11 protein-coding genes and 2 tRNA genes are annotated in these 12,882 nt (G+C 46.4%); 10 read left to right on the top strand and 3 right to left on the bottom strand.

Annotated elements, in window-relative coordinates:
* Positions 1–62 precede the first annotated feature (62 nt).
* Together FHQ30_RS07095 and FHQ30_RS07090 are read left to right on the top strand one after the other, a co-directional pair.
* Positions 63–139 (top strand) — tRNA-Asp (locus tag FHQ30_RS07095).
* 11 nt (positions 140–150) lie between these two features.
* Positions 151–226, top strand: a tRNA-Trp gene (locus FHQ30_RS07090).
* 8 nt (positions 227–234) lie between these two features.
* On the opposite strand, the gene lpxH is transcribed toward FHQ30_RS07090, so the two are convergent.
* The gene (lpxH, locus tag FHQ30_RS07085) at positions 235–990 is read right to left on the bottom strand and encodes a UDP-2,3-diacylglucosamine diphosphatase (protein WP_139612282.1); all 756 of its coding nucleotides are present in this window, start codon (positions 988–990) and stop codon (positions 235–237) included.
* A 105-nt stretch (positions 991–1,095) separates the two neighbouring features.
* On the opposite strand from lpxH, the gene FHQ30_RS07080 reads away from it, so the two are divergent.
* Together FHQ30_RS07080 and FHQ30_RS07075 are read left to right on the top strand one after the other, a co-directional pair.
* Positions 1,096–1,824: a 1-acylglycerol-3-phosphate O-acyltransferase gene (locus FHQ30_RS07080; RefSeq protein ID WP_139612270.1), complete on the top strand. Its 729-nt coding sequence runs from the start codon at positions 1,096–1,098 to the stop codon at positions 1,822–1,824.
* A 3-nt stretch (positions 1,825–1,827) separates the two neighbouring features.
* Positions 1,828–3,234 carry a multicopper oxidase domain-containing protein gene (locus tag FHQ30_RS07075; protein ID WP_442805714.1) on the top strand — a complete coding sequence of 469 codons (1,407 nt, stop codon included), beginning with the start codon at positions 1,828–1,830 and terminating at the stop codon, positions 3,232–3,234.
* Between the two features lie 19 nt (positions 3,235–3,253).
* Here the strand turns inward: FHQ30_RS07075 and FHQ30_RS07070 are convergent, their stop codons facing one another.
* On the bottom strand, positions 3,254–4,426 hold the full coding sequence (locus tag FHQ30_RS07070) for an FAD-dependent oxidoreductase (protein WP_139612269.1): 1,173 nt from the start codon (positions 4,424–4,426) through the stop codon (positions 3,254–3,256).
* 210 nt (positions 4,427–4,636) lie between these two features.
* On the opposite strand from FHQ30_RS07070, the gene miaB reads away from it, so the two are divergent.
* The 5 genes from miaB to FHQ30_RS07045 all read left to right on the top strand — a co-directional run bounded on the left by miaB (position 4,637) and on the right by FHQ30_RS07045 (position 11,635).
* Complete coding sequence (gene miaB / locus FHQ30_RS07065; protein WP_139612268.1) at positions 4,637–6,064, top strand: tRNA (N6-isopentenyl adenosine(37)-C2)-methylthiotransferase MiaB; 1,428 nt, start codon at positions 4,637–4,639, stop codon at positions 6,062–6,064.
* A 207-nt stretch (positions 6,065–6,271) separates the two neighbouring features.
* Positions 6,272–8,038, top strand: coding sequence for a gamma-glutamyltransferase (gene ggt / locus FHQ30_RS07060; RefSeq protein WP_139610368.1), 1,767 nt, complete (start codon positions 6,272–6,274; stop codon positions 8,036–8,038).
* A 112-nt stretch (positions 8,039–8,150) separates the two neighbouring features.
* Positions 8,151–9,227 (top strand): PhoH family protein, encoded by a 1,077-nt coding sequence (locus FHQ30_RS07055; RefSeq protein ID WP_176552589.1) that lies wholly within the window; start codon positions 8,151–8,153, stop codon positions 9,225–9,227.
* The gene (ybeY, locus tag FHQ30_RS07050; protein WP_139610369.1) at positions 9,224–9,691 is read left to right on the top strand and encodes an rRNA maturation RNase YbeY; all 468 of its coding nucleotides are present in this window, start codon (positions 9,224–9,226) and stop codon (positions 9,689–9,691) included. Before FHQ30_RS07055 ends, ybeY begins: the two co-directional genes overlap by 4 nt.
* A 12-nt stretch (positions 9,692–9,703) precedes the next feature.
* Positions 9,704–11,635, top strand: coding sequence for a tRNA(Met) cytidine acetyltransferase TmcA (locus FHQ30_RS07045; protein ID WP_139610370.1), 1,932 nt, complete (start codon positions 9,704–9,706; stop codon positions 11,633–11,635).
* A 13-nt stretch (positions 11,636–11,648) separates the two neighbouring features.
* On the opposite strand, the gene FHQ30_RS07040 is transcribed toward FHQ30_RS07045, so the two are convergent.
* Positions 11,649–11,975: a hypothetical protein gene (locus tag FHQ30_RS07040; RefSeq protein WP_139610371.1), complete on the bottom strand. Its 327-nt coding sequence runs from the start codon at positions 11,973–11,975 to the stop codon at positions 11,649–11,651.
* Between the two features lie 370 nt (positions 11,976–12,345).
* On the opposite strand from FHQ30_RS07040, the gene mraZ reads away from it, so the two are divergent.
* Complete coding sequence (gene mraZ, locus FHQ30_RS07035; protein WP_132967690.1) at positions 12,346–12,804, top strand: division/cell wall cluster transcriptional repressor MraZ; 459 nt, start codon at positions 12,346–12,348, stop codon at positions 12,802–12,804.
* Positions 12,805–12,882 lie beyond the last annotated feature (78 nt).

The raw sequence follows: 12,882 nt of genomic DNA, 5'->3' as shown, positions 1-12,882 counted from the left end.
GCCGATGGTAGTGTGGGGTCTCCCCATGTGAGAGTAGGTCACTACCAATTATCAATTTCAGCGGAGTGGTAGTTCAGTTGGTTAGAATACCTGCCTGTCACGCAGGGGGTCGCGGGTTCGAGTCCCGTCCATTCCGCCACTTTACAATTTAGGGGCGTAGTTCAATTGGTAGAGCACCGGTCTCCAAAACCGGGTGTTGGGAGTTCGAGCCTCTCCGCCCCTGCCATCATTCTGTTATTCAACTATTTTATCCTCTTTAATTTCTAGCTTGAGTTCTTCAAAGCGATATCCATTTTTATCACAAACTAAATATGGTGCAGTTTTGTGCCAGTCACCTAACACAATACGAGTAAAAGTGCGGTTTGGTGATCCATCTATTGAGTGAATAGCTTGTCTGTGAGTATGTCCGTGTATTAGGTGAGGCGCACCAAAACGTCGCATAGTGGCTAAAACAAATTCTGTGTTCACGTCCATAATTTCAGTCGCTTTTTCACTCTTTTGTTGACGGCTTCTGCTGCGGATTTTATTGGCAATATGCAGACGGATAAATAGTGGTAAACATAAAAACAGCCGTTGCCGCCAAATATTATGCACTTTTTTGCGATATGCTTGATAACTGGTATCGTCAATACAAAGTGTATCACCATGGCAAAGTAAAACCTCTGTGCCGTATAAATTAACCTTATGGTATTCCGGTAATAATATTAAACCGCACTTTGCGGCAAAACGTTGGCCAATTAAAAAATCTCGGTTGCCGTGTTGAAAATAAACGTTAATACTTCGCTCGGTCAACTGTTTTATTTGGCGCTGCACTAATTGTGCCAACTCAGAATTTTCGTCATCACCAATCCAAAAATCAAACAGATCACCTAAAATATATAGCGCTTCGCCTTTTATCGCTTCAGTTTGCATAAACTGCTGAAAAAGTGCGGTCAAATGCGGAGAATTTTCGCTCAAATGCAGATCCGCAATAAAATAGGTTTTTTTCATCATTGTTATTTTTTATATCATTAAATTTTTAGGAAATAGTTCTGATTTTATACACATATTCCGACATTTTCGCTATACTCTAGCAAATTTTTTTAGGAAATTGTTATGTTATTATTTTTACGAGCAATCATCGTAGTTTTCGCAGCCTTGTTAATTTGTTTACTTGGAACGGTTTATTCGTTGATCCGTTTTAAAAATCCGAGCAATGTTGGCGTGGTCGCACGCTGGTTTGGGCGTTTACATCCGTTATTTGGGTTAAAAGTGGAGCATCGTTTTCCTGCGGATGCTGAAAATAACGGACCTTGCATCTATATTGGCAACCATCAAAATAATTATGATATGGTGACGATGGCGTACATGGTGATGCCGCGAACGGTCAGCGTGGGTAAAAAAAGCTTGGCTCTTATTCCATTTTTTGGTTTGTTATATTGGGCGAGTGGTAATATTTTACTGGATCGTGACAATAAGAGCAAAGCCCATTCTACTATGGGGGAATTAGCAAAGCGGATTAATCGGGATAAGTTGTCGATTTGGATGTTTCCGGAAGGTACACGCAGTCGTGGACGTGGTTTGCTGCCGTTTAAAACTGGGGCGTTTCATGCGGCGATTGCCGCAGGCGTACCAATTGTACCGGTCTGTTGCAGCAATTTGCACCATAAAATTGATCTTAACCGTTGGGACAATGGCAAGGTGATTTGTGAAATGTTAGCACCAATTGATACCTCAAATTATAGCCGTGAAAATGTGCGGGAATTAATGAATCACTGCCATGCGGTGATGAAACAAAAAATTGACCAGCTTGATCAAGAGCTGGCACAGCAGCACTTAGGCTAGTCAATGATGCAATCCGACTTATCTCGTCGCAGGCTACTCAAAAATACCACTCTACTTGGTGTAAGTGCGGTGTTGCCGACGGCCTATGCGTCAGGCACACAGCCGCTGCCGATTCCGCCACTGTTAGATGTCGGACGCGGGCGTCCAATTTTGCTTTCAATGGGGAGCAGCAAGAAAGCATTTGTCGATGCCAAAAAAGTGGACGTATGGGGCTTTAACGGGTTTTATTTGGGGCCGACGATTCGCTGTAAGCAAGGGGATTTTGTTCGTTTAAATTATAGTAATCAACTTTCACAGCGAGTATCCATCAGTTTGCAGGGATTGCAGGTCAATGCTGAGCTGTTAGGGGGAGTAGGGCGTCAGTTTGATAGCAGTACAGGCTGGTCGCCGATTGTACCAATTACTCAATCGGCAGCCACATGTTGGTATCACGCAGATACCTTGGCACACTCGGCTTATCAGGTTTATCGTGGCTTGTCCGGTATGTGGTGGATTGATGATGAAGAGAGCCGTAAGGCAAAACTACCGAATAAATACGGCGTTAATGATATTCCGCTGATTTTGCAAGATGTGCGCCTGAACAATCAGGGAGAGCAACTGTTTAATCCAAATCAGCGCCAATTTCTCGGTAACCGTTTGTTGGTGAATGGTGCTGAAGCGCCTTATTTAAATGTGGCGCGTGGTTGGGTAAGGTTACGCTTGTTGAACGCATCGCTGTCGCGAGGGTATAACCTTAACTTAGATGATGGGCGCAGCATCTGGGTGCTAGCCGGTGGGTTGGGATTTTTGCCACAGCCACGCGAAGTACGGTCATTATTTTTAGCACCAGGTGAGCGTGCAGAAATTTTAATTGATTTGAATGAAGGTGGCAATGTTGCGCTAATCAGTGGGGAAAAACGGGGCTTTTTTGACAAAATGACCTCATGGTTCGCTGATGAGAATGAATTAATTGACAACACCGTGCTAGCGTTGCGCCCCGATGGCTTACTCTCTGCCTTTGAACAAAAAATCGATTTTCAACGTCAAGAACAGATTTCAACCGATGTTGTTGTGACGCAGCAGCGGAGCTTTATGCTGGACGTTGAGAACGCGTTGATCAATCAACAAAAATTTGATCCTCGTCGAGTGGATGTGAATGCTGCGTTGGGCAGCTATGAACGCTGGCATTTAAGCGCCACTGCGCCGATTGGGTTTAGTCTACAAGGTGCTAAATTTCTGCTTGAATCTTTTAATGGACAGGCAATAGACGCTTCGCAATTAACCTGGCGTGATACGGTATGGGTGAATGGCAATATTTCGATTTTGGTAAAATTTGATCAAACCTCTTCCAACAACTACCCATTTACCTTTGGCAGCAGCGATTTAATGTTGGCAGATAAAGGCTGTATGGGGATGTTGGTGGTTCAATAGAATCACCTCTATCTATAATCTACAGCCCCAAGGCATATTTCAGCGCCTGTTTTTTGATCGGTGTGGCTTTGTCTACGGCAACCAAAGCAAGATTACGTAACACTTTTAACGGTAACAAATTTTCTTTGAACCCTTTGTAGAACAGATCCATACCGCTTTGCATTAACAGATTGTCCTTTTGACGCAAGCGTTGGTAGCGTGCGAGGACGGTTTCATCATTAATCGCCTGACCGCACTTTTGTGCTGCTGCAATCACCGTTAAAAATACGCTCACATCTTTAAAGCCTAAATTTACCCCTTGTCCGGCAAGCGGGTTGATGGTATGCGCCGAGTCGCCTAATAATACAATACCGTTTTTATAATAATCTTGTGCATGGCGACGAGTCAGGGGAAATGAAGCCGCTTGTTGGCTTTTGACTGCGCCTAAACGTGCCGGAAATGCCTGTGCAATTTCTTTATCCAATTTTTCTAATGGCATTTTTTGCAGTTCGCGAATTCGCTCCGGGCTGTCGTACCAGACTAAACAGCCTTGATTGCCTAATAAAGGCAGAAATGCTCGTGGGCCGCTTGGGAAAAATTGCTGCCAAGTGATATCCTGCTGTGCAAGTGCGGTTTCAACCACAATCAGCATACAGCTTTGGCGATATTGCCACCCGGTCAGCCCAATGCCGGCAATTTGCCGCAGTTTGGAGTTGGCGCCGTCGCAAGCCAGCACCAGCGGCGCATGATAACATTCACCACTGGTGAGGCGCAGCTGCCAATCGTGACCGCACTTTTCTAGCTGCTGAATCTCAGCATTCAGTTGACTGCCTAAATTGGGGTAAGCAGGAAAAGTTTGCCATAAGCCCAGTTGAATCAGATTATTTTCTACCATATAACCCAGTTCCGGTAAATCTAGATCTTGCGCGCTGAAGCGGGTGGAAAAACCATCAATTTCCCAGGTTTCCAATTGGCGGTAAGGGCAGGTGCGCATCGCATGAATCGTTTGCCACGCTTGCAACTCTTGCAATAGTTTCACCGAGGCGGCACTGATGGCGGAAATCCGGATATCGTAAGGTTGTTCGGCACTAAAGTGCGGTAAGCTGCCCTGTTCAATCAGCTGCACGTTTAATCCCAATTTTGCCAAGCCTAATGCGGCTGCCGAACCGACCATGCCACCGCCAACCACAATCACATCTTTGCGATTCAACATTTTTCCCCCTAATACCTGCTTTTATTAGGCTTTATTCTACTCGTAGCCGCCGATTTTCTAAAGCAAATCACAAATAAAATCGCTTTTTACTGGTCAGCAATCCTGCAAATCGGTAGAATAGCCCGATTTAAATTCCATTAGTTTTTAGCGCTGCATCCTTTAACTTATAAATTAGTGCGGTCGATAACCGCGTCCTAACGAAGAAAAACCATGACACAAAAATTACACATTAAAACTTGGGGCTGCCAGATGAACGAATACGATTCATCAAAAATGGCGGATTTACTGAACAGTACACACGGTTTCGAATTGACCGAAAATGCGGAAGAAGCCGATGTGCTGTTGCTCAACACCTGCTCGATTCGTGAAAAAGCACAAGAGAAAGTGTTTCACCAATTGGGACGCTGGAAAGATTTGAAAAAATCCAATCCGAAATTGGTGATCGGCGTGGGCGGCTGTGTTGCCTCGCAAGAAGGCGCCCACATTCGTGATCGTGCGCCCTATGTGGACATTATTTTTGGTCCGCAAACCCTACACCGCCTGCCGGAAATGCTGAACCAAATTCGCGGTGGCAAAAGTGCGGTAGTTGATGTCAGCTTCCCGGAAATTGAAAAGTTTGATCGCCTGCCAGAGCCGAAAGCCGAAGGCCCGACGGCGTTTGTCTCGATTATGGAAGGTTGCAATAAATACTGTTCGTTCTGCGTGGTGCCTTACACCCGTGGCGAGGAAGTCAGCCGACCGGTGGACGATGTGTTGTTTGAAATCGCACAACTGGCGGCGCAAGGCGTGCGTGAAGTAAACTTGTTGGGGCAAAATGTCAATGCCTATCGTGGTGCGACCTTTGATGATGGCATCTGCACCTTTGCTGAATTATTGCGCCTAGTGGCAGCGATTGACGGCATCGATCGCCTTCGGTTCACCACCAGCCACCCGATTGAATTCACTGATGATATTGTCGATGTTTATCGTGATACCCCGGAATTGGTCAGCTTTTTGCACCTGCCGGTGCAAAGCGGCTCGGATCGGGTGTTGACTATGATGAAACGCAACCATACCGCACTTGAGTACAAATCGATTATCCGTAAACTGCGCCAAGTGCGACCGGAGATTCAAATCAGCTCTGATTTTATCGTCGGCTTCCCGGGCGAAAGCAAAGAAGATTTCCAACAGACAATGGATCTGATCGCACAAGTGAATTTCGATATGAGCTTCAGCTTCATCTACTCGGCACGCCCCGGCACACCGGCAGCGGATATGCCGGACGATGTTAGCGAAGCGGAGAAAAAGGAGCGCTTATACCTGCTGCAACAACGCATCACCCAACAAGCGATGCAGTTCAGCCGCAAAATGCTCGGTACAGAACAGCGTGTGCTGGTAGAAGGACCGTCGAAAAAAGATGTGATGGAACTGACCGGACGCACCGAAACCAACCGTATCGTCAATTTCGCCGGCACACCGGACATGATCGGTAAATTTGTGGATATTAAAATCACCGACGTCTGGACAAACTCCCTGCGCGGCGAGGTCATCCGCACCGAAGACCAAATGGGCTTACGCATCCAGCAAAGCCCGCAAAGCGTGATCCAACGCACCCGTCAAGAAGACGAATTGGGTGTTGGGCAGTATGTGGTGAATTGATCATTCACCTTGACGATAAACTAAGCCTCTTTTCATTTGATGAGAGGCTTTTTTGATTATGGTTAAAATTCTTAGAAAAATATTAAGAATAATTATTTTTGTTTATAAAATATTCATTGTTGGTTTGTTTTTTTAGATTTCGATGTTATTGTTGATTTAATGTTAAATTTTTAAACTTGGCATTTAATCTGCAAAATAAGGAGCTTTATGATGAAATTTAAAAAATCATTTGTAATCACTTCTCTGGCACTTTCAATATTTAGCGCATCCATAATGACCACCGCAGTGGCTGCCAATGTTATCCCAACACAAACTCAACAAGCTTCCATTCGTTATGATCAAAGTATGGATATTTTCCATCCGATTTATGCTAAAAACGGTATGGTCGCAACCGAACAAGCACTGGCGACACAAGTTGGGCTGGATATATTGAAACAAGGTGGTAATGCAGTTGATGCTGCCGTTGCTGTTGGTTTTGCTTTAGCAGTAGTGTTGCCAAATGCCGGTAATATTGGCGGTGGTGGTTTTATGGTGGTTTATGATGCCAAGACCAAACAAAGCGTTGCACTTGATTTCCGGGAAATGGCACCGCTTAAAGCCACTAGAGACATGTATTTGGATCAAGAAGGCAACGTGGTTGACGGAAAATCGCTGTTTACCCATTTTGCGATTGGCGTTCCTGGCACAGTCGCTGGAATGGAGCATGCTTTAAAAAAGTGGGGAACGATGTCGCTGGCTCAAGTTATCGCCCCGTCAATTGAATTGGCTGACAAAGGGTTTGTGGTGAGTGAAACTTTGGGACAAACCCTTGAGACAGAAAAAGATAATTTAGCCAAATGGCAAGATAGTAAAAGGATCTTTTTCAAAAATGATGAGCCGTTCACGGTTGGAGATTTGTTAGTGCAGAAAGATTTGGCAAAATCGCTGCAACTCATTGCTCAACAGGGGGGAAAAGCTTTTTATGAAGGTGAAATTGCGCAGAAAATCGTGGCAGAAATGGAAAAACACGGTGGCTTAATCACATTAGAAGATATGAAAAACTATCGAGCGGTTGAACGCAAACCGATTGAAGGGGAATATCGCGGCTATAAAATTGTGACCATGCCACCACCAAGTTCCGGCGGAATCCACTTGGTGCAAATTCTGAATATTTTGGAACGCTATCCATTACAAGAGTTCGGACAGAACAGCGCCAAAGCGATTCGCCACTATGCCGAAGCCATGAAATTAGCCTATGCCGATCGGTCCGAATATTTAGGCGATCCGGATTTTGTACAAATTCCAGCAACAGGGCTGACCTCAAAAAAATATGCCGATGAATTAGCGACGACTATTACCACCGATACCATTCGTCCATCATCACAGATCAAGCCGGGTAAGCCGCATCCTTACGAAAGTGATCAAACTACGCATTACTCGATTATGGATAAAGATGGCAATGCGGTCGCTGTAACTTATACCTTGAACCTGAATTTTGGCAGCGGAATTGTCGCCGAAGGTACAGGAATTTTATTAAATAATGAAATGGATGATTTTTCGGCTAAACCGGGTGTACCGAACGCTTTTGGTTTGATTGGCGGTGATGCCAATGCAGTTGCAGCGAAAAAACGTCCGCTTTCATCAATGACCCCGACGATTGTTATGAAGGACGATAAACCATGGTTAGTGACCGGTAGTCCGGGTGGCGCACGGATTATTACCACAGTACTACAAAGCATCGTCAATACCATTGATTACGGTATGAATCCGGCAGAAGCGATTATGGTGCCGCGTGTGCATCACCAATGGTTGCCGGATGAAATTCGGATTGAAGAAGGAATCAGCCCTGATACGATTAACATCTTGCAGCAAGAGGGCTATAAAGTCGTCCCTAAAGCGACAATGGGTAAAGTTCAGATTATTCAAGCCCGTGAAGACGGCTTTTACGGTGCCTCCGATCCACGCAATCCGGATGGGTTAACACTCGGATATTAAGTTGTTTTATGTAAACTAAAAGCCAAGTATCGCACTTGGCTTTTCTTTTCCCTATTATCGGAAAAACCTTTATACTAACGCTATTCATTTCATTTAGCATGAGAGGCTCCCTTTGACCGATCAACTTATCGACTCTTTTACTCTAGAACCGCAAGACAATGCACGTTTGCAATCGTTGTGCGGGGCGTTTGACGAGCATCTGCAACGGATTGAAAGTACGTTTAAGCTGCAAATTCTTCGGCGTGATTTTAGTTTCACCCTGAAATCCGAACAGCCGCATTCGGCGAAATTGTTGAAGGCGGTGGCGAGGCTGATTCAGCAGTTGTATGCCGATACCGCACCGCTGAAGGGCAAAATCAAAGAGTTGGATTTGGAAGATGTGCATATTGCAATTCAGGAAAGCCGGATTTTAGCCCAGGCGGAGGAAACCAGCGAAGTGCGGTCGGCGTCCAAGGTCTATAGCACCACGGTGAAAACCAAGCGTGGCGTGATCAAGCCGCGCGGTGCCAATCAGATTCAATATCTGCACAATATTTTACGCCACGACATCAGCTTCGGTATCGGCCCTGCAGGAACGGGGAAAACTTATCTTGCGGTGGCGGCGGCGGTCGAGGCGTTGGAAAAACAGGAGATTCGGCGGATTTTGCTGACCCGTCCGGCGGTGGAAGCCGGGGAAAAATTGGGTTTTTTGCCCGGCGATTTAGGACAGAAAATCGAGCCGTATTTGCGTCCGTTATACGATGCGCTGTTTGAGATGTTGGGCTTCGAACGGGTGGAAAAGTTGATTGAGCGCAAGGTGATTGAAATCGCACCGTTGGCGTATATGCGCGGTCGTACCTTGAACGATGCCTTTATTATTTTGGACGAGAGCCAAAACACCACCGTCGAGCAGATGAAAATGTTCCTCACTCGAATCGGTTTTAACTCCAAAGCGGTGATTACCGGCGATATTACCCAAGTGGATTTGCCACGCAGTCAGAAATCAGGCTTGCGCCATGCGATGGAAGTGCTGCAAGCCGTGCCGGAGTTGAGTTTTAACTTTTTTGAAAGCAGCGATGTAGTGCGTCATCCGGTTGTTGCCAAAGTGGTGCAAGCCTATGAAATTTGGGAGCGGGAAGACGAAATCCGTCGCCAGGCACTAGCGGAAGAACGGCGCCAAGCACGGTTATTACAAGGAAGCTCAGCATGAAAAATCTGATTATCGATCTGCAACTCGCCTGTGAAAATACGGATAACCTGCCGAGCCAAGCGCAAATTGCATTGTGGGCGCAAAGTGCGGTCAAGCCGAGTCTTGATGGTGTGGAAATGACAGTGCGGATTGTTGATGAAGCGGAAAGCCAGATGTTAAACCGCACTTATCGCACCAAAGATTATCCGACCAATGTGCTCTCGTTTCCGTTTGAATCGCCGGCGGAAGTGGAATTACCCTTACTGGGCGATTTGGTGATTTGCCGTCAAGTGGTGGAACGGGAAGCGGCAGAACAGCAGAAACCGCTGTTGGCACATTGGGCGCATATGGTGGTGCACGGCAGTTTGCATTTGCTCGGCTACGACCACATTGAAGACGGAGAAGCGGAAGAGATGGAAAGCTTGGAAAGCGAGATTATGCAGGCGCTGGGCTTTGACGATCCGTATTTGAGTGAGAAAGCATAGCCTGTTTCTCTGATGAAAAATCCCTTTTTTCGCCAACCTTTGATTTTATGCGGTGATGCTGTTTGGTTAAACCGACAGCTGGCTGCATTTTTCTCATCAAATCACAACAAAAGTGCGGTTTATTGTGCGCCACAGCCACCTGAAATCGTACCGCCAAATTGTACTTTTTACGCCTTTGCCCATGCCAAAAATCTGTTGGGGCAAGAGTGGGATTGTGCGGTGTATGACACGCGACAACCATCCGGGGTAAATTGTAATTTGGAGGCGTTGGCAATTGTCGCGGCGGCAATCAAAGCCGGTGGTGTATTGTTGGTTTTGTTAGCGCAAGATTGGCAAACGAAAGTAGATTTGGATAGCCTGCGTTGGAACGGCACAGCGCAAGCGATTATACCAAGCCATTTTTATCAATGGTGGCAAAGTGCGGTTGAGCGGCACCAAATCCCGATTTACCAGCAGACAGCAATCAATCGATCATTGCCGTATATTACAACGGATTTATGGCAACTGCCGCCGAGCGCACTGGTGCAACAACAACAGGTATTACAGCAGATGGTGGCTGCGCAAGCGGAGTTGTATCTGCTCACCGCCAAGCGTGGACGCGGCAAATCGGCGCTTGCCGGCATGCTTGCCGACAAACTGAGCGAGCAAAGTGCGGTTTTTCTAACTGCACCTAATCAAAGTGCGGTGCAGGCATTGTATCGGCATTGTCAAAATAAACCGCACTTTATGGCGCCTGATGATTTGATTGCGCGCTTGAATGAAAATCCTCAACCGTTTGCAGAGAGTTGGCTGATTATTGATGAAGCGGCGATGATTCCGCTGGATATGTTGGCGACGCTCTGCCGCCATTTTGCCCATATCCTGCTGACCACCACCATTGACGGCTATGAAGGCACCGGACGTGGTTTCGAATTGAAACTCAAGCAATTGACAGACCGCACTTGCCAGCTTCTGCATTTGCAGCAACCGTTGCGTTATGCAGAAAATGATCCGTTGGAAACCTGGATTGATGATTTGTTATTACTCAACAATCGGATGCCTACCAGCAGCAACGAAACGAATAATCTAACGCTAGCGCAAATTTCGCCAACAGAACTGGTGGCAGATCCGCAACAAATCCGCTGTTTTTACCGCTTGTTGGCGTTGGCGCACTATCGCACGTCGCCGCTGGATCTGCGCCGTTTGCTTGATGCGCAAGGACAACGGTTTTGGTTGTTACGTCGGCAAGGCGAGATTAGCGGCGGAATTTGGGCGTTGGCGGAGGGCGGTATGGCGGATGCCGATTTGATCGAGAAAATCTGGCGTGGCGAACGGCGTCCAGCCGGGAATTTAGTGGCGCAAGCGCTGTGTTTTCAGGCGGATTTGCCGCAAGCTTGTGCGTTACGCTCGTTGCGGATCTCACGCATTGCGCTGTTGCCGCAGCTGCAACGGCAAGGCTTCGGTCAGCAACTGGTGCGGCAGTTGCTTGAAGATTGCAGGGCTGAATTGGATTTTGTTTCCGTCAGCTTCGGTTACAGCGATGGCTTGGCCGAGTTTTGGCAAAAGTGCGGTTTTCAGCTTATCCATCTCAGCAGCGGCAAAGAGGCCAGCAGCGGTTGTTACAGTGCCATGGCGATTTACCCGCTTTCGCCAGACGGCGAACGCTTTTATCAGCAGGCACGGCAGCAATTTCTGCGCAATTTTCCGCTGGCGGAGCATCCCTTATTTCCACAGTTGAAGCAACAGATTTCTTTCCCTGACATTGATTGGCAGTTGAATGCCGACGATCTACGCCAATTACACGGTTTTGCTTATGCCAACCGCACTTTGGCAGCGACTTCTCCGGCACTGCGCCGTTTAATCAAAGCCACCCCAGAATTTGATTGGCAAACGTTGCAGCAGTCGCAAGACGGTAAAAAGCAGCGCTTACAGCAATGGCGTACGGTGGTCGCTGGTCTGATTTAAGGTTAGTGGGATATTATTCTGATAGTTTGGATTTCGCTTGCGCGGTTTCACTAAAATGGAGTGTTATCGGTTTAAACTTGGAATAGATCCATAATCCCAGTGCCATTACACTGCCAGCCAATAATGTCCAGGTTAAGGCAACAAGAAACAGGATCACCGGCACGATGTAAAATACCGCAATGCCGTTGACCGGCTGTTGATTCCACATCACATCAGCCAGATCAAAATAACCTACAATCCCAAATACTAAAGATAACGGCAGAAAGCCCACTAATAATCCGATAAAAACCAATTTATAAATAGTGCCAGTGGTCAATTTTTTCACCATGATATTTGACATGGATAACTCCTCATTCATTTGATTGTCTTGAAGCGTCTGATTATGGCTTTATTCACGGTTCCGATCAAGAAAAAGTGGCTGGAAGGGCGAGGGTAGCGGTTCACCTCTCCATTTTGGAGCGGTGAGGTTATTCCTTAAGATCAAATTGCAATTAGGTTGAATGAAAAACAACCAGTTAACTGTGATCCAATCCACATAAATAGTTGACAAAAAACTTGCAACAACAGTGTTCAGATAATAAACTTAGACTAAAGTGGTGAATTGTGGGATTTTGTGGGATAGAATGATCAAAATCTTAGCTCTGTGGTAATTAGCTCTGTGGTAAAGAGTGGCGATAATCAGCAAAAATAATTGAGTAAATGGGATTGCTATGTTTCGTGGTGCGACTTCAGTCAGTTTAGACAGTAAAGGACGGCTTGCCGTTCCTACTCGCTATCGCACTGAAATCCTTGAACAAAATGACGGACAGATGGTGTGTACCGTCGATATTCGCCAGCCCTGTTTACTGCTTTATCCGTTGAATGAATGGGAAATTATTGAACAAAAATTGGCGGCATTGTCCAATTTTGATCCGCAACAACGCCGTTTGCAGCGCGTGATGCTGGGGTACGCCGCCGAATGCGGGCTTGATAAAAGTGGACGTATTCTGCTGAGTCCTGCGTTGCGTGAGCATGTCAAACTGGATAAGAACATTATGTTGGTTGGACAATTGAATAAATTTGAGATCTGGAGTGAGGAAGCTTGGCTTGCTCAAATCGCAGAGGATATTGAAATCGGCAGCAGCGGTGCTTTTGTCGATTCGGAAGCATTAAAAACGCTGTCACTGTAAAAGAGAAAGAATCATCTTTCCGTCGGTGGCAGTAGCACTAGCAGGGCAAGCGGTGTGCTGGAGTGCACCGCGACCCCA

The organism is Testudinibacter sp. 'clade 2' (assembly GCF_006227735.1).
GTDB lineage: Bacteria > Pseudomonadota > Gammaproteobacteria > Enterobacterales > Pasteurellaceae > Chelonobacter.
The sequence above is the reverse complement of the archived record's forward strand: the minus strand, read 5'-3'. Positions and strand labels throughout refer to the sequence as shown.